The organism is Ruania rhizosphaerae, from assembly GCF_009805705.1.
Taxonomy (GTDB): domain Bacteria; phylum Actinomycetota; class Actinomycetes; order Actinomycetales; family Beutenbergiaceae; genus Ruania; species Ruania rhizosphaerae.
Genome location: NZ_VSMB01000006.1, coordinates 186,208 through 210,279, shown reverse-complemented (window position 1 = coordinate 210,279; position 24,072 = coordinate 186,208). Strand labels below are relative to the sequence as shown.

General features: G+C 68.9%; 27 protein-coding genes. 9 read left to right on the top strand and 18 right to left on the bottom strand.

The features are described from left to right. The first annotated feature begins 15 nt into the window (after nt 1–15). From FV560_RS10895 to FV560_RS10885, 3 genes are read left to right on the top strand one after another with little or no spacing between them, the layout of a single operon-like run. The gene (locus FV560_RS10895; RefSeq protein ID WP_159621551.1) at nt 16–390 is read left to right on the top strand and encodes a VOC family protein; all 375 of its coding nucleotides are present in this window, start codon (nt 16–18) and stop codon (nt 388–390) included. 3 nt (nt 391–393) lie between these two features. Beyond that, nucleotides 394–633 (top strand): hypothetical protein, encoded by a 240-nt coding sequence (locus FV560_RS10890; protein ID WP_159621550.1) that lies wholly within the window; start codon nt 394–396, stop codon nt 631–633. Continuing rightward, nucleotides 630–1,298 carry a DUF4166 domain-containing protein gene (locus tag FV560_RS10885; RefSeq protein ID WP_159621549.1) on the top strand — a complete coding sequence of 223 codons (669 nt, stop codon included), beginning with the start codon at nt 630–632 and terminating at the stop codon, nt 1,296–1,298. Before FV560_RS10890 ends, FV560_RS10885 begins: the two co-directional genes overlap by 4 nt. 16 nt (nt 1,299–1,314) lie before the next feature. Here the strand turns inward: FV560_RS10885 and FV560_RS10880 are convergent, their stop codons facing one another. Beyond that, complete coding sequence (locus FV560_RS10880; protein ID WP_159621548.1) at nt 1,315–1,518, bottom strand: hypothetical protein; 204 nt, start codon at nt 1,516–1,518, stop codon at nt 1,315–1,317. A 60-nt stretch (nt 1,519–1,578) separates the two neighbouring features. Here FV560_RS10880 and FV560_RS10875 point away from each other — a divergent pair, with 60 nt between their 5' ends. The 5 genes from FV560_RS10875 to FV560_RS10855 all read left to right on the top strand — a co-directional run bounded on the left by FV560_RS10875 (nt 1,579) and on the right by FV560_RS10855 (nt 6,405). After that, entirely contained in the window at nt 1,579–2,217 is a 639-nt protein-coding gene (locus tag FV560_RS10875) for a CYTH domain-containing protein (RefSeq protein ID WP_159621547.1), read from the top strand. A gap of 229 nt (nt 2,218–2,446) precedes the next feature. Further along, the gene (deoC, locus tag FV560_RS10870; RefSeq protein WP_159621546.1) at nt 2,447–3,499 is read left to right on the top strand and encodes a deoxyribose-phosphate aldolase; all 1,053 of its coding nucleotides are present in this window, start codon (nt 2,447–2,449) and stop codon (nt 3,497–3,499) included. A 14-nt stretch (nt 3,500–3,513) separates the two neighbouring features. After that, entirely contained in the window at nt 3,514–4,959 is a 1,446-nt protein-coding gene (locus FV560_RS10865) for an aldehyde dehydrogenase family protein (protein WP_159621545.1), read from the top strand. Nucleotides 4,960–5,044: 85 nt separating this feature from the next. Beyond that, complete coding sequence (locus FV560_RS10860; RefSeq protein WP_159621544.1) at nt 5,045–5,944, top strand: aldehyde dehydrogenase family protein; 900 nt, start codon at nt 5,045–5,047, stop codon at nt 5,942–5,944. Continuing rightward, nucleotides 5,941–6,405: a GNAT family N-acetyltransferase gene (locus tag FV560_RS10855; RefSeq protein WP_159621543.1), complete on the top strand. Its 465-nt coding sequence runs from the start codon at nt 5,941–5,943 to the stop codon at nt 6,403–6,405. The genes FV560_RS10860 and FV560_RS10855 overlap by 4 nt, the downstream gene beginning before the upstream one ends. A gap of 13 nt (nt 6,406–6,418) precedes the next feature. Here the strand turns inward: FV560_RS10855 and FV560_RS10850 are convergent, their stop codons facing one another. The 5 genes from FV560_RS10850 to FV560_RS10830 form a co-directional block, all read right to left on the bottom strand. Next, the gene (locus tag FV560_RS10850; RefSeq protein ID WP_235020067.1) at nt 6,419–6,670 is read right to left on the bottom strand and encodes a FitA-like ribbon-helix-helix domain-containing protein; all 252 of its coding nucleotides are present in this window, start codon (nt 6,668–6,670) and stop codon (nt 6,419–6,421) included. Between the two features lie 75 nt (nt 6,671–6,745). After that, the gene (locus FV560_RS10845) at nt 6,746–7,522 is read right to left on the bottom strand and encodes an amino acid ABC transporter ATP-binding protein (protein ID WP_159621541.1); all 777 of its coding nucleotides are present in this window, start codon (nt 7,520–7,522) and stop codon (nt 6,746–6,748) included. Continuing rightward, complete coding sequence (locus FV560_RS10840) at nt 7,519–8,379, bottom strand: amino acid ABC transporter permease (protein ID WP_159621540.1); 861 nt, start codon at nt 8,377–8,379, stop codon at nt 7,519–7,521. Before FV560_RS10840 ends, FV560_RS10845 begins: the two co-directional genes overlap by 4 nt. A gap of 10 nt (nt 8,380–8,389) precedes the next feature. Beyond that, nucleotides 8,390–9,250, bottom strand: coding sequence for an ABC transporter substrate-binding protein (locus tag FV560_RS10835; RefSeq protein WP_159621539.1), 861 nt, complete (start codon nt 9,248–9,250; stop codon nt 8,390–8,392). A gap of 140 nt (nt 9,251–9,390) precedes the next feature. Next, nucleotides 9,391–10,083, bottom strand: a complete 693-nt coding sequence (locus tag FV560_RS10830; RefSeq protein ID WP_159621538.1) for a winged helix-turn-helix transcriptional regulator — start codon at nt 10,081–10,083, stop codon at nt 9,391–9,393. Between the two features lie 99 nt (nt 10,084–10,182). On the opposite strand from FV560_RS10830, the gene FV560_RS10825 reads away from it, so the two are divergent. After that, nucleotides 10,183–10,845, top strand: a complete 663-nt coding sequence (locus tag FV560_RS10825; RefSeq protein WP_200837616.1) for a maleylpyruvate isomerase family mycothiol-dependent enzyme — start codon at nt 10,183–10,185, stop codon at nt 10,843–10,845. A 48-nt stretch (nt 10,846–10,893) separates the two neighbouring features. Here FV560_RS10825 and FV560_RS10820 read toward each other — a convergent pair whose 3' ends face one another. The 12 genes from FV560_RS10820 to FV560_RS10765 form a co-directional block, all read right to left on the bottom strand. After that, entirely contained in the window at nt 10,894–11,982 is a 1,089-nt protein-coding gene (locus FV560_RS10820) for an adenosine deaminase (protein WP_159621537.1), read from the bottom strand. Nucleotides 11,983–12,116: 134 nt separating this feature from the next. After that, a complete protein-coding gene (locus tag FV560_RS10815) occupies nt 12,117–12,443 on the bottom strand; it encodes a DUF202 domain-containing protein (RefSeq protein WP_159621536.1) in 327 nt (108 codons plus the stop codon). Then, complete coding sequence (locus FV560_RS10810) at nt 12,440–12,895, bottom strand: YidH family protein (RefSeq protein ID WP_200837614.1); 456 nt, start codon at nt 12,893–12,895, stop codon at nt 12,440–12,442. The genes FV560_RS10815 and FV560_RS10810 overlap by 4 nt, the downstream gene beginning before the upstream one ends. Before the next feature lie 19 nt (nt 12,896–12,914). After that, complete coding sequence (locus FV560_RS10805; RefSeq protein ID WP_159621535.1) at nt 12,915–14,201, bottom strand: thymidine phosphorylase; 1,287 nt, start codon at nt 14,199–14,201, stop codon at nt 12,915–12,917. Between the two features lie 149 nt (nt 14,202–14,350). Then, complete coding sequence (locus tag FV560_RS10800; RefSeq protein WP_159621534.1) at nt 14,351–14,803, bottom strand: cytidine deaminase; 453 nt, start codon at nt 14,801–14,803, stop codon at nt 14,351–14,353. Beyond that, nucleotides 14,800–16,077 carry an ABC transporter permease gene (locus FV560_RS10795; RefSeq protein WP_159621533.1) on the bottom strand — a complete coding sequence of 426 codons (1,278 nt, stop codon included), beginning with the start codon at nt 16,075–16,077 and terminating at the stop codon, nt 14,800–14,802. Before FV560_RS10795 ends, FV560_RS10800 begins: the two co-directional genes overlap by 4 nt. Then, complete coding sequence (locus tag FV560_RS10790) at nt 16,074–17,543, bottom strand: ABC transporter permease (RefSeq protein WP_235020063.1); 1,470 nt, start codon at nt 17,541–17,543, stop codon at nt 16,074–16,076. Before FV560_RS10790 ends, FV560_RS10795 begins: the two co-directional genes overlap by 4 nt. After that, nucleotides 17,540–19,108 (bottom strand): ABC transporter ATP-binding protein, encoded by a 1,569-nt coding sequence (locus tag FV560_RS10785; protein WP_159621532.1) that lies wholly within the window; start codon nt 19,106–19,108, stop codon nt 17,540–17,542. Before FV560_RS10785 ends, FV560_RS10790 begins: the two co-directional genes overlap by 4 nt. Before the next feature lie 122 nt (nt 19,109–19,230). Further along, entirely contained in the window at nt 19,231–20,349 is a 1,119-nt protein-coding gene (locus tag FV560_RS10780) for a BMP family lipoprotein (RefSeq protein ID WP_159621531.1), read from the bottom strand. 113 nt (nt 20,350–20,462) lie between these two features. Further along, the gene (locus FV560_RS10775) at nt 20,463–21,713 is read right to left on the bottom strand and encodes an amidohydrolase (RefSeq protein ID WP_159621530.1); all 1,251 of its coding nucleotides are present in this window, start codon (nt 21,711–21,713) and stop codon (nt 20,463–20,465) included. A gap of 74 nt (nt 21,714–21,787) precedes the next feature. Then, on the bottom strand, nt 21,788–22,876 hold the full coding sequence (locus tag FV560_RS10770; protein WP_159621529.1) for a mannose-1-phosphate guanylyltransferase: 1,089 nt from the start codon (nt 22,874–22,876) through the stop codon (nt 21,788–21,790). A 115-nt stretch (nt 22,877–22,991) separates the two neighbouring features. Beyond that, nucleotides 22,992–24,071 carry a YihY/virulence factor BrkB family protein gene (locus FV560_RS10765; protein WP_159621528.1) on the bottom strand — a complete coding sequence of 360 codons (1,080 nt, stop codon included), beginning with the start codon at nt 24,069–24,071 and terminating at the stop codon, nt 22,992–22,994. Nucleotide 24,072: the final 1 nt, after the last annotated feature.

The following is a 24,072-nucleotide window of genomic DNA, read 5'->3' as shown; positions in this document are numbered from 1 at the left end:
AGATTGGAGTCACATATGCCCATCACCGCCACCGCCCTGAGCCTGAATGTCGACGACGTCACCGCCTCGGCCATGTGGGCTACACGCCACCTGGGGTTCGCCGAGGAGATGTCAGCCGACGGGTTCGCCTCCCTGACCCACCCCGAGGCGGGGTTCAACCTCATCTACCTGCGCACGGGCCTGTCCACCTTCCAGCCGCCCTCGACTGCCGGCCACGCCGATGGCCTGCTGGTGGTCTTCGTGGTGGATGACATCGACGCCGAGTACGCCCGGCTACGAGGCGAGGGGGTCGAGATCGCCACCCCGATCGAGACCGAATCCTGGGGCGAGCGCTACTTCCAGATGCGCGACCCGAACGGGGTGATCTTCCAGCTGGTGCAGTGGGTATAGACCATGACGGCGGAGCACGCCCGGGCGATCACGGCTCGCCCGGGCGTACGCTCGGCAGGTATGGGGCACCGGGGGATCTATGTGGAGATCAGTATCGCGGCACCCCCCGAGCGGGTCTGGCAGTTGAGCCAGGACCCAGCCCTGCACGCCCGGTGGGCCGGGGGACGTCGTCGGGCCGACAACCTGGCGGATGCACCTGCCACGCTCGCCTCGCTGGCCGACCCGAAGGGACACCACCGATGACGTCGATCTTCGCCCGCGCGATGGGCCCGGAGTTCGAGCGCCTGCACCCGATGCTGCAGCGCCGGTTCGGTGTGGGGCTGAACTCCGGCGAGGCCTGCACGGGGCGCGGGGTGATGTGGGAGATCCGCCGCGGACCGTGGTGGACGGTCCCGTTCCTGCAGATCGGCCGGTTGCGCAACATCCTGGTGCCGGACGTGGGCCGGGACGTGCCGTTCACGATCGAGAACTATCCCTACCGCGACCCCTTCGGCCGGGAGACCGTGACCATGGTGCGTGAGTACACGATCGGCGGCCGGCCGCGACGATTCGATGCCACCATGACCCTCGCCGGCGGTGACATCGTGGACTACCTCGGCACGCACCAGCATCTCGCCGTCGATCTGCAGATGCACGCCGACGATCGCGGCAGACTGGTCATCACCACAGATGCCCAACGCTTCTACGCCGGCCCGGTCGGGTTCAGTTTCCCGATGCTGTTCAGCGGACGAGCGCGCCTGCGGGAGTGGTACGACGACGATGAGGAACAGTTCCACATCGACCTGCGGGTGGTGAACTCGGTGTTCGGGTTCCTGTTCGGCTACCGCGGCACCTTCACCTGCGAATGGAGCCCGGCCACCGATGCACCGCAGCGGCTCAAGCCAGTACGGCACGAGACGCGCACCTGACGCGCCGACCGTTTGCTCAGGCCGTGGGCCAAGATTCGAGGTCGGCCATCAGGTCCTTGTCATAGAGATCGACATGCGGCTGGAGCCCACCCTCATAGTGAAAGTCCGGCAACGCGACGACAGTCCGGGTCTCGCCCACGCCGGCGTTGGTGACCTTCGTGCGCACGCTCTCCACCCTCTCATCGACGCCAACGAACATCCAGAGTGCATCTCGATCCATCCGAGCATCCTCCGGCGCGGGATCTGAGGCGATTCCGGGGCAGGCGGTAGCGTGTGCCCCATGAGTGAGGCCGGATACGGCGACTTCGAGTTCGAGCGCAAGTTCTTCGTGCGCACGCTGCCCACAGACCTGTGGGACGAGCCGACGCCGGACGTGATCGTGCAGTCCTACTTCCTCGCCTCCGAGGGGTACGCGCTGCGGGTGCGGTTGCAGGCACCCGCCCCTGCGCTACTCGCCCGCGCCGACACGGCCACCGACGCCGCCACGGTCCTCAACGAGCTCACCGGGCAGTGGGAGCTGTGCACCCTCACCGCGAAGGGCCCGGCTGCGGGTGGCACCCGCTACGAGGCCGAGCGCGAGCTGGACCCGATCGTGGCCGAGGAGATGGTGCGTCGCGGCGGGGCGAAGGTGATCAAGCTCCGGCACGCCGTCTGGCTCGGAGAGGACGGCTGGGTGCTGGACCAGTTCCTCGGCACGAACGCCCCGCTGGTGATCGCCGAATGCGAGCGCGAGAGCCCCGTCACCGATCTGACGATCCCGGCGTTCTGCACCACCGAGATCTCCGACGACGACCGGTTCGCCAACGAGCAGCTCGCCGCCCGCCCGTACTCGGCCTGGGCGCGCCAGTTCAAGTCCGAGCTCTCCACTCGTGGACCGCGCTACCTGCAGGCGTTCGGGTCGAACACCTCCGGGCGTTGACCGAGCGAGCCTCGCGACCACCGAGTGGCCCGATTCCGCCTCGCTACCCACATGTGCACGCGGACCTACGCCGGGACATCCACTATGCGGTTCTGTGCAGTCATCCCATGACCGCGGAGAACCGCACAGTGGCAGTCGCCGGCCAGCCGGCAGCACGCGCACCGCGTTCGCTCCTACCCCACGCCCGCTACCCCGGGCACCGCGTCGCACAGGACGTAGACTCGGGCGCATGACTGCGACGTCCCCCGCGCGCTCGACCACCCCGGCGCGCTCGACCAGCGGCGGCACCCACCCGGCCACGCGCACGGCCGATCAGGTCGCTGCGGACGCGACCGCCGTCGTCGGCTCGGCAGACTTGAGCAACCGCGCCCTGCGCACCTTCCTGCACGGTCTGTCCGGCGTGGATCAGGTGGGCCTGGACGGGCGTGCGACCGTGCTCGGCACCCGCTCGATCAAGACCACGTCGAAGGCGTGGGCGCTCGACACGGTGATCGCCATGACCGATCTGACCACCCTCGAGGGTGCCGACACCCCCGGCCGGGTGCGCTCACTCGTCGCGAAGGCACTCAACCCCGAACCGGGCGACCCGAGCTGCCCGCGACCGGCCGCCGTCTGCGTCTACGGGGACATGGTGACCGTGGCGAAGCAGGCCCTGGGATCGGCACCGATCAACGTGGCCGCCGTGGCGACGGCGTTCCCCGCCGGTCGCGCGGGTCGAACCGCCCGACTCGCCGACACCACCGACGCCGTGGAGGCCGGCGCCGAGGAGATCGACATGGTGATCGACCGCGGCGCATTCCTCTCCGGTGACTACCGCAAGGTCTACGACGACATCATCGCCGTCCGTGAGATCTGCCAGCAGCGAGCCGGAGAACCCGCGCACCTGAAGGTGATCCTGGAGACCGGCGAACTCGCCACCTACGACAACGTCCGCCGCGCCTCCTGGCTGTCGATGCTCGCCGGGGCCGACTTCATCAAGACCTCCACCGGGAAGGTCTCCCCCGCCGCCACCCTGCCGGTGACCGTACTCATGCTGGAAGCCGTGCGCGACTTCCTCGCCGCCACCGGCGTGCAAGTGGGCGTCAAACCCGCCGGCGGGATCCGCACCTCCAAGGACGCGATCAAGTACCTGGTGGCTGTGAACGAGGTGGCCGGGGAAGCCTGGCTGGACCCGGAGTTCTTCCGGTTCGGCGCCTCCTCGCTGCTCAACGATGTGCTGCTGCAGCGTCAGAAGCTCGCCACCGGCGCCTACTCCGGCCCCGACTACGTCACGATCGACTGAGACTGAAGGCTGCTATGTCCCGCTTCGAGTACGCACCTGCCCCGGAGTCACGCGCCGTCGTCGACATCGACTCCTCCTACGGGCTGTTCATCGACGGCGAGTTCACCGAGGCCGCCTCCGGGCAGGCAATGAAGACCGTCAACCCAGCCACCGAGGAAGTCCTCGCCGAGGTGGCCGAAGCTGACGAGGCGGACATTGAAAGAGCTATCCGCGCGGCCCGCAAGGCCCAAGAGAAGGTCTGGGGCCCGATGCCGGGCTCCGAACGAGCGAAGTACCTGTTCCGCATCGCCCGCCTGCTGGCCGAACGCGCCCGCGAGTTCGCGGTGCTGGAGACCCTCGACAACGGCAAACCGATCCGCGAGGCACGCGATGTGGACGTGCCGACGGCGGCGGCGCACTTCTTCTACTACGCCGGCTGGGCCGACAAGCTCGAGCACGCCGGCTTCGGCCCGGACCCGCAGCCCCGCGGCGTGGCCGCGCAGGTGATCCCGTGGAACTTCCCGCTGCTGATGCTGGCATGGAAGATCGCACCAGCGCTCGCCGCCGGGAACACCGTGGTGCTCAAGCCGGCGGAGACCACCCCACTGACGGCACTGCTCTTCGCCGACCTGGTGCGCCAGGCTGACCTGCCCGCCGGAGTGGTCAATATCGTCACCGGCGCCGGCCCGACCGGCCAGACCCTGGTGACCCACCCGGGAGTGGACAAGGTGGCCTTCACCGGGAGCACCGCCGTCGGGCGGCAGATCGCCCGCCAACTGGCGGGATCACGAGTGCCGGCCACGCTGGAACTGGGCGGCAAGGCCGCGAACATCGTCTTCGAGGACGCCGCGGTGGATCAGGCCATCGAGGGCATCGTGAACGGCATCTTCTTCAACCAGGGGCAGGTGTGCTGCGCCGGCTCCCGGCTGCTGGTGCAGGAGTCGATCGCGGACGAGCTGGTGGACCGCCTCAAGGACCGCCTCGGCACGCTGCGCGTGGGCGATCCGCTGGACAAGAACACCGACGTGGGCGCCATCAACTCGGCCCGTCAGCTCGACCGGATCCGCGAGTTGACGCAGGCCGGGGAGGACGAGGGCGCCACCCGATGGACCAGCGACTGCCCGCTGCCGGAGAAGGGCTGGTTCTTCGCCCCGACGGTGTTCACCGACGTCTCCGCCGCGCACCGCATCGCCCGGGAGGAGATCTTCGGGCCGGTGCTGAGCGTGCTGACGTTCCGTACCCCGGCCGAGGCGGTGGCGAAGGCGAACAACACCCCCTACGGCCTCTCGGCCGGCATCTGGACCGAGAAGGGGTCGCGCATCCTCGCGATGGCGGACAAGCTGCGCGCCGGTGTGGTGTGGGCGAACACCTTCAACCGGTTCGACCCGACCAGCCCGTTCGGTGGCTACAAGGAGTCCGGGTACGGGCGCGAAGGCGGGCGGCACGGCTTGGCGCCCTACCTCAAGGGAGGGATCGGATGAGCGCGAGGAGCCCACGAATAGGCGGCGTGAGGAACGAGGGCCTCCGGAGCGAGGCACCGCAGCGCTCAGACCAGAGGGAGTCGCGATGACACCGACGAGCACCACGACGGCGGCACGGGTGGACGTGCGCAAGACCTACAAGCTGTTCATCGGCGGGAAGTTCCCCCGCTCGGAGTCCGGGCGCACCTACGAGGTGACCGACGCCAAGGGGCGGTTCGCGGCCAACGCCGCGCAGGCCTCCCGCAAGGATGCCCGGGACGCGGTGCGCGCCGCCCGCGCGGCACAACCCGGATGGGCCGGCGCGACGGCGTACAACCGCGGGCAAGTGCTGTACCGGGTGGCCGAGCTGCTGGAAGGCCGCCGGGCCCAGTTCGTGGCCGATGTGGCCGCCGGTGAGGGGCTCTCGGCGCGGCGAGCAGAGGATGCCGTCTCCGCCGCCATCGACCGCTGGGTCTGGTACGCGGGCTGGACCGACAAGGTGGCCCAGGTAGCCGGGAACGCGAACCCGGTGGCCGGCCCGTACTTCAACCTCTCGGTGCCCGAGCCCACCGGCGTGGTGGCTGCCATCGCCCCACAGAAGTCCTCCTTGCTCGGACTGGTGTCCGTGCTCGCGCCGATCCTGGTGACCGGCAACACCGTGGTGCTCGTGGCCTCCGAGGACCGCCCGCTGCCAGCGATCACGCTCAGTGAGGTCCTCGCCACCTCCGACGTGCCTGGCGGGGTGGTCAACGTGCTCACCGGCGGGACGGCGGAGCTCGCCTCTCCCCTGGCCCGACACCTGGACGTGAACGCCCTCGAGCTGGCAGGCGTCGTCGGGGCCGCCGACGTGACCTGGGGCGAGTTGGAGGCGGACGCCGCCGAGAACCTCAAGCGGGTGCGACGGCCGGCCGGTGAGAGCGAACCGAACTGGAAGGACGAGCAGTCGCTGGAGTCGATCCTCGCGTTCACCGAGACGAAGACGGTGTGGCACCCGAAGGGGATGTGAGGCTAGTCATCCGCCGGATCGTCATCGAGGACGTTCCGGAGGTGCTCAGCCTCCACCACGAGGCGCTGCTGGCCTCGGGTGCCCATGCCGGACCCGGGCCGTGGGACGACGATCTGCTCAAGATCGATGCCACCTACCTGGAAGCGGGCGGGGAGTTCCTGGTGGCGACGCTCGCAAACGGTGTCGTCGGGATGGGCGCATTCCGACCGATCGACAGCGTGACAGCCGAGATCAAGCGGATGCGCGTACTGCCACGGATTCAAGGTCGAGGAATAGGTCGTGCCATCGCCCATGCACTCGAAGACCGAGCGAGGGCATGCGGATTCCGTCGGCTCGTGCTCGATACGACGGAGCAGCAACGAGCAGCTGTCACGCTCTACACTTCGCTAGGTTTCGTCCCGATCGGAACAACCGTGTCCGCAGGCTTGCCGTCGCTCATCTTCGAGAAGCGGCTGACCTGATTGACGGACGTCGTCACCGGGGCAGGTCGAAGCGCTCGTCAGGGTCGTACTCGGTACGCGCAGCATCCAGCGCAGCGAGCACATCGATCTCCCGACGCGGCTCATTGTTCCGCCTCTGCTCGGCAATCCATTCCGCGAGCGACGGCTTGGACAAGTCTCGCTCCAGCACCTTCGTCACGTAATCCGACATCGTCATCCCTTCGCTTCGGGCACGCTCCCGTAGGGCTGCATGCAGCTCGTCCGGGAGGTTGCGTACCTGAAGCATCTTCACCCGATCAGGGTTTCATGTGCTGCACATGTCCGCAAGACTGTGGAAAACCAGCCGCCCTACGCGTTCAGCTCACGCGTGCAGCCGCGCGAGGAACTCCCGCGTCCTGGTCCGCTGCGGGCCTCCCAGCACCTGCGCCGGAGTGCCCGATTCGTGCACGCGTCCCTCGTGCAAGAAGCACACCTGGTCGGCGACGTCCCGGGCGAACGCCATCTCATGGGTGGCGATGAGCATCGTCATCCCCTCGCGGCGTAGTTCGGCGAGCAGCTCCAGCACCTCCCCCACGAGTTCGGGGTCGAGCGCCGAGGTCACCTCGTCCAGGAGCAGCAGCTCCGGGTCATTGACCAGGGCCCGGGCGATCGCCGCGCGCTGCTGCTGACCGCCGGAGAGCTGGTCCGGGTAGGCGCGGATCTTGTCCGCCAGGCCCACGCGGGTCAGCATCTCCACCGCAGCCGCCTCGGCCTCCCGCTTGTCCCGCCCGTGCACCAGGCGCGGCGCGAGGGTCACGTTGTCCAGCACGCTCATGTGGCCGAACAGGTTGTAGGCCTGGAACACCATCCCCATCCGCGCCCGGGCCGCATCGGCGTCCACCCACGGGTCGGCCAGGTCCACACCGCGCAGCTCGATCGACCCGTCGTCGACCTCCTCCAGCAGGTCGATCGCCCGCAACAGGGTTGATTTTCCCGAGCCGGAGGCCCCGATGAGCACCACACAGCCGTGCTCAGCGACCTCCAGGTCGAGATCGTCGAGCACCACGTGATCACCGAAGGACTTGCGTAGCCCGCTCACCCGCAGCAAAGGTGAGCCGGACGAGGAAGGAGGGGGCGCCGTCGTGCTCCTCGTGCTCATCGGATGCCCACCGCAGCACCGCGCGCGCCCCGCCAGCCCCGGCGAGCGTTGTACGCATCCACTGCCCGCGTCAGCGGCACCGACACCAACAGGAACAGGAAGCCCGCGGCCACGTACGGGGTGAAGTTGTAGCTGCCGGTCACCGCGATCTCGGCCACCCGGATCGCGTCGACGGCGCCCAGCACCGAGATCAACCCCGAGTCCTTCTGCAACGCCACCACCATGTTCAGCAGCGCCGGCACCACGTTGCGCACCGCCTGCGGAACCACGACCCGCCGCGTGGTCTGCCCACGGGTGAGACCCAGTGCCCGGGCGGCTGCCACCTGGGACGGGTGCACCGACTCGATCCCGGCGCGGAAGATCTCCGACAGGTACGCCGAATAGGTGAGCACCAGAGCGAGGGAGCCGAGGAACGCCGCCTGGTTCGGCAGCCACGGCAGCCGCAGCGCCGGCAGTCCGAAGCCCACCAACAGCAGCACCAGCAGCACCGGCACACCACGGAAGATGTCCACGTACCCCACCACCGCGGCACGTAACGGGAACAGTGCGGGCGCGGTAGTGGTCCGGGCAATCGCCAGCAGCAATCCGAGCACCAGCGAGACTGCCCCGGCGATCAGCCAGACCCGCAGGTTCAGCCACAGGCCCTCGGCGATGCCGGGCAGCACGTCGGTGAATTCGGCCGGGTCGAAGAAAGTCTCCCGTGCGCGCTCCCAGCCCGGCGAGGTCACCAGCACCCACCACGCCAGGGCCGCCACCACCACGGTGCTGAGCAGCGCCACGCCGAAGGAACGCCGACGGCGTCCCGCCCGGTAGGCGGCACGCTGCAGTGCTCTCTCGGACGGCTGCCAGGTGGTCATGCGAGTCGGATCAGCCGAGCTCGAGGATCCCCTCGGTCCCCAGCCACTCGCTGCTCAGTTCAGCGATCGTCCCGTCCTCCTCGAGCGCCTCCACAGCGGCCGAGATGCACGAGGTCAGCTCGGAGTCCCGGTCGAGCACGAACCCGAGCTGAGACGGGTCCCCCTCCTCGGGCAGCGTGCCGACCACGTCCGAATCCGGGAAGTACACAGTCGAAGCTGCCATCGCCTGGTTGACGTCCATCACCACAGCGTCGATCTGCCCGTTGGTCATCGCCTGCATCGCCTGGCCGGCATCGTCATAGGGCACGAGCTCGACGGCGTCACCCCACGCGGCCTCAGAGATCGGCATCGAGGTCTGGCCGGCCGTCACGCCCACCCGGGCGCCCTCGAAGTCGGAGAGCGCCGCAGCGTCCGCATAGTCACCCGACTCGTCCACAACCACGCCCTGGGCGGTGGTCAGGTACGGGGAGGAGAAGTCCACCACCTCGGCCCGCTCCTCGGTGATGGTGGTCTGGTAGGCCGCGAAGTCGAACGGCTTGATGCTCGGGGCGACGATCTGCTCGAAGGTCACCTCTTCCCACACCACGTCATCGACGCTGTAGCCCAGTTCCTCGGCCACGGCGTACACCAGCGCCGACTCGAAACCCTCACCGGTGGCTGGGTCCTCGCCCACATACCAGGGCTCGTAGGGAACCGACGTTCCGACGGTGAGCGTGCCATCCGTGATGGTCGGCAGGGCACCGGCGTCGCACTGCGACGAGGCGTCGGTGGCGCCGGGGCTCTCGTCGCCGTCGGTGCTGCCACTGGGGTCCGTGCACGCCGCGAGGGTGAGGGCGAGTGCAACGGCGGGGATGAGAGCGCGTACGCGCACGGTGATCTCCTCGGGGTGATAGCTGGATCGCAGCCGTATCGATGAGCTGAGCTCCGATGAGCGTATGTCATCGACAGCCGCCACCCGCACCGTGCGGTGAGGTGTCTCACGCACGCGCGATCGTCGCAGGACGCCTGCGACTACGCCTGCAGGCTCGGGCCCGCAAGTGAGGTCGCGTCGATCAGCCGGTGCACCGCATCAACACTCCCCTCGACGTGGAGACCCGGGACATCCTCGAGCGCGACCCCGCCGATCACGCACGACTTCCACTCCCGCGTGGTGGCCGCGACCGTGGCGGCCACCTGTTGCGGGGAGAACGACTTGACCACCTCCGCACCGTGCTCGGCGACTCGGGCCAGATACTCCACCGGCTCGGCGTCGGCGCGCCGGGAGTCACTCAGGTTCAGGCTCACACGCCACTCGTGTGTAAGTCCGGGAAGTGGCCGTGCATGGGCTCGCATCGCCAGGACGAGGGTGTCGGGGCTCATATCCGCATCGCGGGGAAGACCTGGGGAGCCGACCGCCCAGGCCGAGAGCGCCGTATTGACCGCTTCCAGCTGATAGCCCCACGCGGTGAGCTCGTAGGCGTCGGCCCGCCCCGGGCCGGGCAGCCGGCGGCGTTCGGCGATTCCCCGGGCGGTCAGGTCCTGCAAGCGCTGGGTGAGGACGGCCGGTCCGATTCCGATGATGTCCCGCTCCAGGTCGGAAAAGCGCTTGGGGCCCAGCAGCAGTTCCCGGACCACGATCAGCGTCCATCGGTCCCCGACGAGATCGAGCGCGTGGGCAGACGCGCAGCCGTCGTTGTACGAACCGTACGACCGTCGAGACACCATGACCAGATTGTACTATGACTATCGAAGTGTTGACTTCATTATTCATAGTTTCCGAGAGGCGCGAGGGGTTCTCGTCAGCCCCCAGCAGAAGGAGCCGTGGTGGCACAGACAGCAACAACGTGGCAGGACGATGACCTGTGGGCCCTGGCACGTGACGAGCGAAGCGCTCTCGCGGAGGATCTCGCCAGCCTGAGCAGCGAACAGTGGCGCCACCAGAGCCTGTGCAGCCAGTGGGACGTCGAAGACGTCGTGGCCCACCTCATCACCGCAGCGAGCCTGAACCAATGGAGCTGGCTGCGCAGTATGCTCGGCGCCCGCTTTCGTCCCGACGTGCACAACGACCGCCGGATCGCCGACCACCGCGGACCGACCCCAGCAGATACGCTCGACCGGTTTCGCCGCATCGTCGGCAGCACCACTGCGCCCTCGGGCCACACGGCGGCGTATCTGGGTGAGATCGTCGTCCACGCGCAGGTCATCCGACGCCCGCTGGGCCTGCCTCACACCCCGAGCACCGAGGCCCTGATACCGGTGGCGCAGTTCTTCGCCCGGCGAGACTTCGCGGTGAACAGCCGCACCCACGTACGGAACGTGGAACTGCGTGCGCACGACAGCGCCTTCTCCGCCGGATCCGGCCCCCTGGTCACCGGGTCGACGCTCGCCCTGGTGATGAGCATGGCCGGCCGCACCGCCTACGTCGACGAACTGGACGGGCCGGGCGTACCGATCCTGCGCCGGAATCTCGAAGTGGACGAGGTGTAGCCGGAGCCCACGCGCGAGATGGAGCCCGGCGTCCCTTCGTGCGGCGTGTCAGCCGCGTGCCGCCTCGAACCCGGGGATGATCTGGTCGGTGACGATCGCCTGCTTCACGTGATACGGCGCGAATGCGTTCCACGCGGCCTGCAGGGTCGCCTCCTCCAGATCGTCCAGGTCCCAGCCGGCCTCGCCGGTCAGCAGCTGCATCTCGTGGGTCATCGACGTGCCGGACATGAGCCGGTTGTCGGTGTTGATCGTGACGGCGAAGCCCAGGTCCCGCAGTGTGCTCACCGGGTGCATGGCGATCGTCGGCGCAATGCCTGTCTGCAGGTTCGAGCAGGGGCACACCTCCAGCGGGATCTGGCGGTCCAGCACCCAGGCGGCCACCTGACCGAAGGTGGCGTCCAGCCCGTCCTCCACGGTCTCGACCTCGATGTCCTCGATGATGCGCACCCCGTGGCCCAACCGCAGCGCACCACACACCTGCAGCGCCTCCCAGACGCTCTCCACGCCGGCCGCCTCCCCGGCGTGCACGGTGTAGGGCATGTTCGCCTCGCGCAGCATCCGGAACGCGCTGAGCTGGCGTGAGGGCGGGAAGCCGTCCTCCGGCCCGGCGATGTCGAACCCGACCGTCCCGGCATCGCGGTTCGCGAGCGTGAGCTCGGCGATCTCGTCGGCATTGTCAGCCTGCCGCAGCGCTGAGAGCAGCGTCCCCACCTCGATACGCATGCCTTCCTCGGCAGCCTGGGCTACGCCGTCGGCAATCCCCGCGTGCACGGCATCGACCACCTGCTGCAGGCTCAGGCCCCGGCGCAGGTGCTGCTCAGGCGCGTACCGCTGCTCGGCGTAGACGACGCCATCGGTGGCCAGATCGAGCACCGCCTCCTTGGCCACCCGGTGTAGCGCCTCCTCGGTCTGCATCACGGCCACGGTGTGCTCGAAGGTCTCGAGGTAGCGCACCAGCGTGCCGGAGTCGGCGGCGTCAACGAACCAGCGACCGAGTTCGTCAGGGTTGGTGGCGGGTAGCTCGTGGCCCACCTCGGCGGCGAGCTCGATCATCGTGGCCGGGCGCAGCCCGCCATCGAGATGGTCGTGCAGCAGGACCTTCGGCAGTGCGGCGATGGTGTCCGGGGAGAGCGTCATGAGCCGAGCCTATCCGCGAGTCACAACCGCATGGGAATCCCGCTACCTCGATCGAATCCCGGTACTGCTACCTCGAGCGGGATTCCAGCGACGCAGCGGGATTCGAATGCGCGGGAGACGCCCGTCGGCTTCCCTCAGCCCAGCAGGTTCGCCATCGCGAGCATCAGCCCCATTCCCCCCAGCACCACCACGGCGCCGCACGTCAGCCGCAGGACATCCCACCGGGCGGGGGCGTACGGCCCCCACCGTCGCAGGCTCCGCAGCACGGTGGCCAGCAGGGCGAACGCCGCCAGCGCCGCGATCGCCGCGATGATCGAGTGCTCCTGACGCTGCGCGGTGAGCGAAACCACCAGGGTTCCAAGCGTCACCGAGAGCACGGTCCGGTGCCAGGAGAGCATCGTGCGCTGCGGTTGCGCACCAGAGTCTCCCTCCAGCCCGGCCGTGGTCACGGGAGTTTTCACGTCACCACCTGGTAGACCGCATACCCGGCCATGGCCAAAGCGAACAGGGCAACCGCCGCCACCAGCACCGGCAGGATCCGTGGCGCGGGCAACGGCTCCCCGAGGCGCAGCGCCCGCTCGCGCCGTCGCCAGCCCGAGATCGCTGCCAGTGCGAGCACACCACCGGCCAGGCAGGCCATCCCGGCGATGATGTCGAGCACCTCGTTGCCCTCACCGAAGGAGGCGAGAGTGGTGAGGGCGACACCACCGGCCACGAGGGTCAGACCGGTGCGCAGCCACGCCAGCGCGGTGCGCTCGTTCGCGAGCGAGAATCGCACATCGGGTTCCGTGCCGACCCCATACACCGAGCGCGGACGACGGGTCTCCTCCTCCTCGGCGCCGCCATCGTCCCCCTCGGCGGAACGGGCCTCGTCCGGGTCGTCGTGCTCGTCGTCGTACTCGGCCGGCTCCACTCCTGCTGCCTCCCTCTCGTCAGCTTCCTATCCGATCGAGCACGATACCGGCTCGGGCCGGGCGCGCTCCTTCGGGGGCCAGCTGCACAGCATCGTCGAGCACCGCCATCGCGCGGGTGAAGCGCTCCGGGGTGTCTGTGTGCAGCGTCATCAGCGGCTCCCCGGCCCGGACCATGGCGCCGGGCTTGGCGTGCAGTTCCACTCCGGCCGCCGCCTGCACCGGATCTTCCTTGCGCGCCCGGCCGGCGCCGAGCCGCCAGGCTGCCACCCCGACGGCGTAGGCGTCCATCTCCATCACCACCCCGTCCGCGGGCGCGAGCAGGTGTTCGGTATGCCGGGCGGTGGGCAACGGTGCGTCCGGGTCGCCACCCTGCGCGATGATCATGGCCCGCCAGGAATCCATCGCCCTGCCGTCGGCAAGCGCCGCCGCCGGGTCGGCGTCGGGCCGACCTGCTGCCTCCAGCATCTCCCGTGCCAGCGCGAGGGTCAGCTCGACGACATCCGGCGGGCCTCCCCCGGCGAGCACCTCCATGGACTCGCGCACCTCGAGCGCATTGCCGGCAGTCAGGCCCAGCGGCGTGGACATGTCGGTCAACAAGGCGCTGGTGCGCACACCAGCGTCGGTGCCAAGGTCCACCATGGTGCGGGCGAGCTCGCGAGCGTCCTGGAGGTCCTTCATGAAGGCCCCGGATCCGACCTTGACGTCGAGCACCAGGGCACCGGTGCCCTCAGCGATCTTCTTGCTCATGATCGAGGAGGCGATCAGCGGAATGGACTCCACAGTGCCGGTCACGTCCCGCAGCGCGTAGAGCTTGCGGTCAGCCGGGGCCAACCCCGAGCCTGCCTGACAGATCACGGCCCCGACGTCGTCGAGCTGAGCCAGCATCTCGGCATTGCTCAGCGCCGCCCTCCAGCCGGGAATCGACTCCAGCTTGTCCAGCGTGCCGCCGGTGTGCCCCAGCCCGCGGCCGGAGAGCTGCGGCACGGCCACGTCGAAGACGGCCACCAGCGGCGCCAGCGGCAGCGTGATCTTGTCCCCCACGCCGCCGGTGGAGTGCTTGTCCACAGTCGGGCGGGTCAGGCCGGAGAAGTCCATCCGCTCCCCCGAGGCGATCATCGCGCCGGTCCACCGTGCCACCTCAGCGCGAGTCATCCCGCGCAGCAGGATCGCCATCGCGAGCGCCGACATCTGCTCTTCGGCCACGTCGCCGCGGGTGTAGGCGTCGATCACCCAGTCGATCTGGTCGGGCGAGAGTTGCCCGCCGTCGCGCTTGGTCCGGATCACGTCGACTGCGTCGTGGCTCATGGCCTCACCTTACGACCGCCTCCCCCGGAATCCGTCGTCGATCTGGCTACCTCTCAACGACCAATTCGACGAGCGATTCGCATCGGTCCGGAATCCCTCGTCGATTTGGCTACCGTGGGCGACCAGATCGACGACGGATTTCGGTGGGCTCAGGTCTCGCGCTGGCCCCGGCCCAAGTCCTCGGGCCCGAAGGCGCCCGGGAGCACCTCGTTCATCGTGCAGATCCCGGCCACCGAATCGACGAGCAATTCCGGGCCGCCGTGCTCCCACAGCAGCTGCCGGCAGCGCCCGCACGGCATGATCTGCTCTCCGCGCGAGTCGACGCACGTGAAGGCCACCAGTCGACCACCGCCCCCGGTGATCAGTGCCGACACCAGCGAGCACTCCGCGCACAGGGTCACCCCGTACGCGGCGTTCTCCACATTGCAGCCCACGACGACGTCCCCTGCGTCCGTGAGCGCCGCCGCCCCGACCGGATAGCGCGAGTAGGGCACGTAGGCACGCCGCATCACCTGCTGGGCTGCCTCCCGCAACGCGTCCCAGTCGACGGCGTCCCTCCCCCCGCCGGGTGAGGTCACCTCGCCGGGAGGCTCCGCCGTCATGAGGGGTAGGCCTTCCCTGCGCCCGCCGGCGGGCGCACCCGCCCGACCAGGCCGGCCACCGCGAAGATCGTGGCCAGATAGGGCAGCATGGCGAGGATCTCGTACGGCACCGGAGAGCCGATGTTGTTCAGCACCCGGTTCAGGGAGTCGGCGAAGCCGAACAGCAGGGCGGCGGCGAGCGCCCCCGTGGGGCTCCACCGGCCGAGGATCATCGCGGCCAGCGCGATGTAGCCGCGCCCCTCGGTGACCTCCTTGGTGAACGCCAGCCCGGCCGCCACCATCGACGCACCGCCGAAACCTGCCACGGCGGAGCCGAAGACGACGTTGCGATAGCGGGTGCGGTTGACGTCGATACCGACCGTGTCGGCTGCCTTCGGGTGCTCACCCACGGCCCGCACGCGCAGTCCCCAGCGGCTGCGGAACAGGCCGATGTGCAGGGCCACCACGGCCGCGTACATGGCGTAGACGATGATGTTCTGGTTGAAGAGGGCCTCACCGACCACCGGAATGTCCGCCAGCAACGGGATACGCAATGCAGGCAGCTGCGGAGGGTTGTTCAGACGCAGCGGATCGTCAGAGAGCACCGTGGAGAACAGGTAGCTGGTCAGCCCCAGCACCAACACGTTGACCACCACGCCGACGATGATCTGATCCACCCGGTACTTGATGGAGAAGACAGCGAGAATCAGTCCCACGAGGGCACCGCCAACCGGGGCGGCGATCAGCCCGACGTAGGCGTTGCCGGCCACAGTCGCCAGGACGGCGGTGAGGAAGGCACCGGCGAGCAGCTGCCCCTCGATCGCGATGTTGATGACGCCGGAACGCTCGCACAGGAGCCCGGCGAATGCGCCGAAGATCAGCGGCAGCGCCGCCGTCATGGCCGTGCTGAGCAGGAACGGCAAGGGGAGACCAGAGGCATTCCCGGCCACGGCCCAGATCAGGAACGCGAACACCAGGCAGATCCCGAACACCACCGGCACGGCCATCGAGCGACGACGGTTCTGCGCGGTCCAGAAGCTCAGCCCAGCCAGGGCGAACGCCACCAGAACCAGCGCCAGAGCCGCCGCGCGGGAGCCGATCACCAGGTCTGGCAACTGCCACGCGGCGCTCGCACCAGTGAGTTCGATCGTCGACTCGAGCCCAGCCGGTGTGAACAGCGCGAACCCGAACAACGCGAGCGCCGCCAGCACAGTCATGATGATGGGCGTGCGCCAGGAGATCGGGGCAAGAAGGACGGGATCGCGCGTCGGGCGGGTAGGAGCGCTGACACTCATCTGGTGGCCTCCTTCGCACGGGCCGCGACTCGCGTGCGCTGCGGATCGGGCAGCCTGAACAGCGTCCGCACGAGCGGCGGAGCCGCGATGAACAACACGATCACCGCCTGGATCACGAGGATGATGTCGACCGGGGTGTCGGCCACGGTCTGCATCAGAGCGGCGCCCGCGCGCAACGCCCCGAAGAGCATCGCCGCGGCGACGATCCCGCCGGAGCGGTTGCGCCCGAGCAACGCCACAGTGATCGCATCGAAGCCGATCGTGCCCGCACTGCTGGCGCGAAAGGTGCCCTCGACACCGAGGATCTGCATCGCTCCACCGGCGCCGGCGAGCATACCGGCGGTGACCATCACCATCACGAATACCCGGTTGACGGAGATGCCGGCGGTGCGGGCAGCGTGCATGTTCGCCCCGACCGCCCGGAACTGGAAGCCGATCGTCGAACGCTCCATGAGCCACCACACGCCGAGGGCGGCGAGCAGTGCGAGGGGGAAGCCCCAGTGCAGCGGCGACCAGCTGCCGAGGAGTGAAGGCAGCTCGGCAGTCTCGGCCACGTGCGGTGCGATCGGGCGGTTGGCCTGCACTCGGTACACCGCAGTGGTGAGCAGGTAGGCCACGAGGTAGGTGGCGATCCAGTTCAGCATGATCGTCACGATCACCTCGTTGGCGCCGGTGCGGGCCTTGAGGATGCCGGCGATCCCCGCCCACAACCCACCGACGAGCACCGCCGCACCCAGGGCCAGTACCAGGTGCAGCAGGGAGGAGAAGGGGCCGGTGCCGGGCGGGACGAACGTGAATCCCACGAGGGAGGCGGTTGCGGCCCCCATGAGGACCTGCCCCTGAGCGCCGATGTTGAACAGCCCGGATCGGAACCCGATCCCGATGCCCAGTGCCGCCAGGATCAGTGGGGTCGCCTCCACCATCGTCTTCGTCAGCGGCGAGATCGCACGGCCCAGTTCGGCCACCCCGCCGCCCGTGAGCACCGTGTAGTCGAAGACCGAGCCCCGGAACAGAGCGACGTAGGTGCCGGCGATGCTCGACCACGCGGCGGAGAGCAGATCGGCGGGGCGGGCGAAGAAGTACCCGGCCGAGGCGCGGACATCGGCATCGGCCACCGCGATCAGGACCGAGCTGATCACCAGGGCTGCGACGATCGCCAGTAGCGTCAGGAGCCAGCTGCCAGTGAGCATCTCGTGCCGGAACGTCGCCCAGCGTGCTTGGCTGCTCGTCGGCCCGTCGTCCACCGGGTGCGGTCGCGGTGAGGTGTCCGGAACGGCCGGGGCCTGGGCGGCCCGACGGGCACGACCGGAGTCCTCGGGCCCCCTGCCATCAGGCTCGGCTTCCGTGTGCGCTTCAGGCTGCTGGGGCGCGGCTGCCTGGGAGGGTGCGTCGGCATCCGGCTGCGCCGCGTCCGGCTGCGCACCCGTCCTCTCAGGCTTCTCGCGCCCGTCGTTGTTCTCGCTCAACTCGGTTCCTCGCCCTCGACCTCGTGCATCGCCGTCGGGTGCTCCACGGCCTCCTGCCGTGCCTCCTCGGGTGGCACGCCCGCCATCATCAATCCGAGCACGTCGCGATCGGTGCCGGCCTCGACGATGCCGACGATCGACCCGCGGTACATCACGGCGATCCGGTCGGCGATGGAGAGCACTTCATCGAGCTCCGTGGACACGATGAGCACCGGGGTTCCTGCGTCGCGCTCGGCAATGATGCGCTGGTGGACGAACTCGATCGATCCCACATCGAGGCCGCGGGTGGGTTGGGAGGCGACGAACAGCCGCAGCGGGCGGGACATCTCCCGGGCGAGGACGACCTTCTGCTGATTCCCGCCCGAGAGCGTGCTGACCGGATCGTCGATCGAGGTGGTGCGGACATCGAAGGCCTCAACAGCCTCGGCTGTCTTCTGCCGCCCGACGCCCAACTGCATCGCCGGACCCTTCGCGTAGGGCTCTTGGGCGTACTGGTCCAGCACGAAGTTCTCGATGATCGAGAACGAGGAGATGAGTCCGTCCTTGCTGCGGTCCTCGGGTACGAATCCCACACCCGCGCGCAGCACCTGATCCACACTCTTGCCCAGCAGCTCGGTCCCGTCCAGGGTGATCGAGCCTGCGGTGGCCTTACGTAGCCCGAGGAGCACCTCAGCGAGCTCGGACTGCCCGTTGCCCTGCACACCGGCCACGGCGAGCACCTCACCGCCCCGGATAGTGAACGACACGTCCCGCACCACGGGCGAACCCACAGCGTCCAGGACGCTGAGACCGGCAACCTCCAGAGCCTGCTCGTTCGGCTCGGCTGGACCCTTCTCGACACCGAGCGAGACATCCCGGCCCACCATCAGTGACGCGAGCTCGGCCTGGGAGTCGGTCGGCGAGGCCGTACCAACAACCTTCCCTCGCCGGATCACAGTGATCTCGTCGGCGACGGCGCGCACCTCCCGCAGCTTGTGCGTGATGAACACGATGGCCGTGCCGGAGTCCCGCAGCTGACGCATGATCTCGATCAGCTCGTCGGTCTCCTGCGGGGTGAGCACCGCCGTCGGCTCGTCCAGGATCAGCACCTTCGCGTCCCGGGAGAGCGCCTTGATGATCTCCACCCGCTGCTGCACCCCGACCGGCAGATCTTCGATCTTCGCATCCGGGTCCACGTCGAAACCGAACCGGGCCGAGATCTCCCGCACCAGGGTGCGTGCCTGCTCCAGGCCGATGATGCCCAACGGTCCCGTGGGTTCGTGCCCGAGCACGACGTTCTCGGCGACGGTGAAGACGGGGATCAGCATGAAGTGCTGGTGCACCATGCCGATCCCGGCGGCCATGGCGTCTCCGGGTCCGTGGAAGGTCACGGGTTCGCCGTCGATGAGGATCTGGCCCTCGTCCGGGGTGTACAGCCCGTAGAGGACGTTCATCATCGTGGACTTACCGGCGCCGTTCTCCCCGAGGAGTGCGTGGATGCGGCCCGGTTCGAAGGTGAGATCGATCCGGTCGTTGGCCACGAGAGAGCCGAAACGCTTGGTGATCCCGCGAAGCTCGAGCGTCATCTCGTCCCTTCCTGTCTCCTGCGGCGCCGGTGCCGTCTCGCCGCACTCTAGCCCGCATCGTCACCGCAGACACGCCTGGCCCGGGTGCTCTCGCACCCGGGCCACGCGTCACTGTCATTCGATCAGTTGGCGCTGGGCGAGGTGACCTCGAGCTCACCGGCGATGATCTGCGCCTGCAGGTCCTCGATCTCGGCCTGCAGCTCCGCCGGCACTGCATCCTCGAAGTCGTGGAACGGGGCCAGGCCCACACCACCGTTCTCCAGGGTGCCCACGTACGGCTCGGCCGAGAACTCGCCGCCCACCGAGGCGTCGATGGTGTCGTAGACAGCAGTCTGGATCTGCTTGAGCACTGAGGTGAGGATGAGCTGCTGGTAGTCGGCGTTCGCCGGCTGCTCGTACCCGTCCGAGTCGACCCAGATCACCGAGACGCCCTCGTGCTCAGCGGCGGCACGCAGCGATCCAGATCCCACGGGACCGGCCACCGGGAGGATGATGTCGGCGCCGTCGGCGATGAACTGCTGCGTGGTGTTGTAGCCGTTCTCGGTGTTCGTGAAGTCACCGGTCATCGACCCGTTCTGGGCCTCCTTGTCCCAGCCCAGCGCCTGGACGTCGGTGCCGTTCGCCTCGTTGTAGGCGGCGACGCCGTCGACGAAGCCGTCCATGAAGATCGTCACCGAGGGGAACGGCTGGCCGCCGTAGGTGGCCACGGTGCCGGTCTCGGTCATCCCGGCAGCGAGGTAGCCGGCCAGGAACGCGGCCTCCTGGGTGTTGAACAGCAGTGGCTTGGCGTTGTCCAGCTCGACGGGGTTGAACTCGGCGTCCGAGAACGCGGAGTCGACGAGGGCGAAGTTGAGGTCCGGGTTCGCTTCGGCAACTTCCTGGATGGTGTCTTCGAGGGCGAAGCCTACGCCGACCGTCAGCGAGCATCCGGCCTGCACCATCGCGTCGGCATTGGCGGCGTACTGGCCCGGGTCGGTGGACTCGGCATCGCGGACCTCGATCCCGAGATCGGCTTCGGCCTGAGTGAGGCCGTTGAACGCCGACTCGTTGAAGGAAGCGTCGTCCCAGCCGCCCTCATCAGAGATCAGACATGCGGTGAAGTCGGTGCTCTCGCCACCGGTCTCCTCCCCCGCGGTGGTCTCCTCACCGGTGGCCTCGGGCTCCTCCTCGGGCGCGGCGCCACAGGCGGCGAGGGTCAGGGCTGCTGCAGCCACCAGGGCTGCGGGAAGGGTCTTCTTCACGTCGCTACTCCTTGTGAGAGACGGCTCGGCATCGGTCCGTCCGAGCGGCTGTCTGTGACCATAGCCCGGCACACCGACCGCTGTGTTACATGCTGAGATACCAGAGGCAGTTGTTATCGAACTGGTACTTCGCTGGTAGCGCCATGATCCTCGTGCAATCGACGGCCTGCGTCCAGGGCGACCTGTGCCAGGAACCTCGCCCCGACGCCGATCGCTCGCTCGTCCACGATCAGCTCAGGCTGATGCAGGTCGTAGCTGCGTCCGCCAGGGGTGCGGGTCCCCAGCCGCGCCATCGCCCCCCGGGTGTGGGTGAGGTACCAGCCGAAGTCCTCACCGCCGAGCGACTGCTCCGTGAGCTGCACCGCGTCCTCGCCGAGGATCGCCTCGGCCGCGTCCTCCATCAGCCGCACGCTCTCGCCGTCGTTGTCCACCGGCGGCACGCCGCGCACGATCTGCACGTCCACCTCCACCCCGGTCGGGGCGACAATCTGCTCGACCACCTCCCGCAGCAGGTGCTCGGCCTGATCCCAGGCGCGCACGTCGAGACAGCGCAGCGTCCCCGAGATGGTGCCGGTGGTCGGGATCGCATTCGATGCCGTACCCGCCTTGATCGCGCCCCAGGTGAGATTGACCCCGGCCCGCGGATCCAGGCGCCGGCCCAGCACTGCCGGGGTGGTGGTGGCCACCAGCCCGAGGGCGTAGACGACGTCGGAGGTCAGGTGCGGGCGCGAGGTGTGCCCGCCGGAGGAGGTGACAGTGACCGAAACCGTGTCGGAGGCGGACGTGATCGGACCGATCCGCGTGCCCACATGCCCCACGTCCAGCTTCGGGTCGCAGTGGATGGCGAAGATCCGGTCGACGCCTTCGAGTGCCCCGGCCTTGAGCAGATCCAGCGCACCGCCCGGCTGCAGTTCTTCGGCCGGCTGGAACAGCAACCGCACACCGGAGGGGAGCCCCTCTTCCTCGGCGAGCCGGGCGAGAGCCAGGCCCGCGCCGAGCACCACGGAGGTGTGCACGTCGTGCCCGCACGCGTGGCTCACCCCGCGGACCGTCGACGCAAACTCCAGGCCCGTCGCCTCCTGCACCGGGAGGGCGTCCAGATCGGCCCGCAGCGCCACGCGGCGATGGCGGCGGGATGCTGGTCCCGCGCTGGTCCCAGGTGGGTCGATATCGACGGCGAGCCCGGTCGGGGTGAACCGGTGCACGTGTAGTCCCGCCAGCTCGAACCGTTCGGCGAGCCGGTCGCTGGTGCGCTTCTCGGTGCGAGCAAGCTCGGGGTGGGCGTGCACGTCTCGGCGGAACGCGATCAGCTCATGGGCGAGGTCGTCGAGGATCGTGGCGAGCCGGCGGGTGTTGGTGTGCACCTGCCTGAGGGTACCTGCGAGGTGACCACCGCGCCGGGCGCCGGGCCCGCAGCGGTGACCTGCGCCGTCGGCGATCAGATGAGGCTTCCACCCTCGGAGGCGAGCCGGTCGACCACGTCTTTGACCCGCTGTGCCTGGTCGCGGGTCGTCACCAACAGGGCGTCCGGGGTGTCCACCACGACGGCGTCCGGCACCCCGAGGAGCACCACGCGCCGTCCGGGGGTGGGAGCCACGACCGATCCTGGCGAATCGAGGGAGAGCACGTCCTGCGGGTCACCGAGCGTGCGCACACCATCGGCCCCGGTGGTCAGCAGCCGTCCGAGGGAGCGCCAGTCGCCGACGTCATCCCAGTCGAACTCGCCCGGCACCACGGCCACTCCCCCGGCCGCGGCCACAGGTTCGGCGATCGCATGGTCGATGGCGATCTTCGTCAGAGTGGGCCAGAGCCGGGTGAGGACGGCGTCGCGGTCCGCGGTGTCCCATGCAGCCGCGATCTCCTCCAGCCCGGCTGCGAGGGTTGGTTGGAGCCGGGCGAGATGGTCGAGCAGCACGCGCGCCCGCACCACGAACATCCCCGCGTTCCACCGGTAGGCACCGGTGGCGAGATACCCGGCGGCGGTCTCCGCGTCGGGCTTCTCAGTGAAGCCGAGCACCTGGTGGGCACCGGTGGCAATCGGATCGCCGACATGGATGTAGCCGAACGCGGTAGACGGCTCCGTGGCCCTGATGCCGATAGTGACCACATAGTCCTCGGCAGCGGTGGCCACGGCAGTGCGTACGGCGGCGGCAAAGGCGGCGTGATCGGTGATGACGTGGTCGGCGGCGAAGGAACCGAGGATCACGTCGGTGCCGGGATGGCGCCTGGTCAGCACAGCGGCAGCCAGCCCGATCGCAGCCATGGAGTCCCGCGGGGAGGGTTCGACGAGGACGTTCTCGGCGGGGAGCTCGGGCAGCTGGTCGGCGACCGCGTCGACGTGAGGCTCGCCGGTGACCACGAGCACGCTGTCGCTGAGGGGGGCGAGCCGGTCCAGGGTGCCTTGGATCAGGGTGCGGCCCGTGCCGGTGAGATCGTGGAGAAACTTCGGGTTCCCTTGCCGCGAGAGCGGCCACAGGCGGGTCCCTGCTCCCCCGGCAGGCACGATGGCATGAAAGGACTGCGTCATCGGCCGAGCCTATCCACCCGTACCGAACTGACGATCCTCAGCCACACCGTGCCTCATGTGGCACGGCACCGGTCACGGCCGTCGATTCCGTACCCACCCGTACGCGCCCGAACGCTCAGGCCCGCCGCGCGCCGCTGATCTTGCGCCCGACCCAGCCGATCAGGCCGCCCCAGTAGGGCTCCGGCGGTGGCGGGAACTCGGGCTGCACCCGCCCGGTGACCGGGTCGTGCTGCCACTCGAGGGTCCTGGGATCGCTGAGCGTGACGTAGTTCGGCGTCTCGTCGAAGTGGGTGATCATCTCGTCCGCCACCTCGGGGTGGGCGGGCGCGTTCGCGGTCCACGCCGCCACGATCAACGTGACTCGCACCACCAGGTTGATCCACAGCAGCAGGGTGCCGAGCACGGCCGCGGAGGCGAAGATCGGGTTCTCGCTGAGGTTGCCCCCGACCACGGAGGTGCCGAGGTAGCGCAGCGCACCGGCACCGATCGCGGCGAGCAGAGCCCCGAGCACGAGGTCGTGCCTCGGGGGCCTCACTCCGGCCAGGGTGCGGAAGACCCACATGAACACGGCCCAGTCCACGAGCAGCACGATCACCAGCCCGAAGATGCGCAGCAGCCACTGCCCGGCGCTGGTGCTCTCCCAGCCGGCGAGCGAGAGCAGCCACTCACCGGCCGCTCCGGCGGCGATGCCCATGGCGGAGGTGAGGATCACCGAGAGCACCAGCCCCACGAACCCGAGCACATCGCGCAGTTTGCCGAGCACCGGATGCTCGGGCGGGGAGACGAGACCGAACATGGTGCGAATCGAGGACCGGAGCGCAGCGGGCACGCGGAAGGCCATGTTGATCAGGACAAGGGTGGCGACGATCCCGGCGATCCCGGTGCCGGTGTCGAACTCGAGGCTGGCGGGGTCGATCAGGCCTCTGTCGAATTCCTCGGTCTCAATCAGTCCGGGTAGCGACTCGGCCGCAGCGTCGATCACCTGCTGACGCAGCTCCTCGTTCCCGCCCAGCACTTTCATGAACGCGGTGTAGGCGATGGTGAGGGCACCGAACACCGAGAACAACCCGGCGAACGCGATCCCGCCCGCGAGGAGGTTGCCGTTGGCTGCCCCGTATCTCGAGAGCGCCCGCATCACGCGGGTCTTCTTCAGCCAGTCGATGAAGCCTGCCAGTCCGGTGTTCGTGCCTGCCATG

Excerpts from the sequence above, each read along its gene's own strand:
- FV560_RS10875 (WP_159621547.1), top strand. The coding sequence starts at position 1,579 with ATGAGTGAGGCCGGATACGGCGACTTCGAGTTCGAGCGCAAGTTCTTC.
- FV560_RS10765 (WP_159621528.1), bottom strand. The coding sequence starts at position 24,071 with ATGGCAGGCACGAACACCGGACTGGCAGGCTTCATCGACTGGCTGAAG.
- FV560_RS10800 (WP_159621534.1), bottom strand. The coding sequence starts at position 14,803 with ATGACGGCGGAGCCTCCCGGCGAGGTGACCTCACCCGGCGGGGGGAGG.
- FV560_RS10880 (WP_159621548.1), bottom strand. The coding sequence starts at position 1,518 with ATGGATCGAGATGCACTCTGGATGTTCGTTGGCGTCGATGAGAGGGTG.
- FV560_RS10850 (WP_235020067.1), bottom strand. The coding sequence starts at position 6,670 with ATGCTTCAGGTACGCAACCTCCCGGACGAGCTGCATGCAGCCCTACGG.
- FV560_RS10895 (WP_159621551.1), top strand. The coding sequence starts at position 16 with ATGCCCATCACCGCCACCGCCCTGAGCCTGAATGTCGACGACGTCACC.
- deoC (WP_159621546.1), top strand. The coding sequence starts at position 2,447 with ATGACTGCGACGTCCCCCGCGCGCTCGACCACCCCGGCGCGCTCGACC.
- FV560_RS10805 (WP_159621535.1), bottom strand. The coding sequence starts at position 14,201 with ATGAGCCACGACGCAGTCGACGTGATCCGGACCAAGCGCGACGGCGGG.
- FV560_RS10845 (WP_159621541.1), bottom strand. The coding sequence starts at position 7,522 with ATGAGCACGAGGAGCACGACGGCGCCCCCTCCTTCCTCGTCCGGCTCA.
- FV560_RS10860 (WP_159621544.1), top strand. The coding sequence starts at position 5,045 with ATGACACCGACGAGCACCACGACGGCGGCACGGGTGGACGTGCGCAAG.
- FV560_RS10830 (WP_159621538.1), bottom strand. The coding sequence starts at position 10,083 with ATGGTGTCTCGACGGTCGTACGGTTCGTACAACGACGGCTGCGCGTCT.
- FV560_RS10890 (WP_159621550.1), top strand. The coding sequence starts at position 394 with ATGACGGCGGAGCACGCCCGGGCGATCACGGCTCGCCCGGGCGTACGC.
- FV560_RS10770 (WP_159621529.1), bottom strand. The coding sequence starts at position 22,876 with ATGACGCAGTCCTTTCATGCCATCGTGCCTGCCGGGGGAGCAGGGACC.
- FV560_RS10885 (WP_159621549.1), top strand. The coding sequence starts at position 630 with ATGACGTCGATCTTCGCCCGCGCGATGGGCCCGGAGTTCGAGCGCCTG.
- FV560_RS10865 (WP_159621545.1), top strand. The coding sequence starts at position 3,514 with ATGTCCCGCTTCGAGTACGCACCTGCCCCGGAGTCACGCGCCGTCGTC.
- FV560_RS10840 (WP_159621540.1), bottom strand. The coding sequence starts at position 8,379 with ATGACCACCTGGCAGCCGTCCGAGAGAGCACTGCAGCGTGCCGCCTAC.
- FV560_RS10785 (WP_159621532.1), bottom strand. The coding sequence starts at position 19,108 with ATGACGCTCGAGCTTCGCGGGATCACCAAGCGTTTCGGCTCTCTCGTG.
- FV560_RS10820 (WP_159621537.1), bottom strand. The coding sequence starts at position 11,982 with ATGACGCTCTCCCCGGACACCATCGCCGCACTGCCGAAGGTCCTGCTG.
- FV560_RS10795 (WP_159621533.1), bottom strand. The coding sequence starts at position 16,077 with ATGAGTGTCAGCGCTCCTACCCGCCCGACGCGCGATCCCGTCCTTCTT.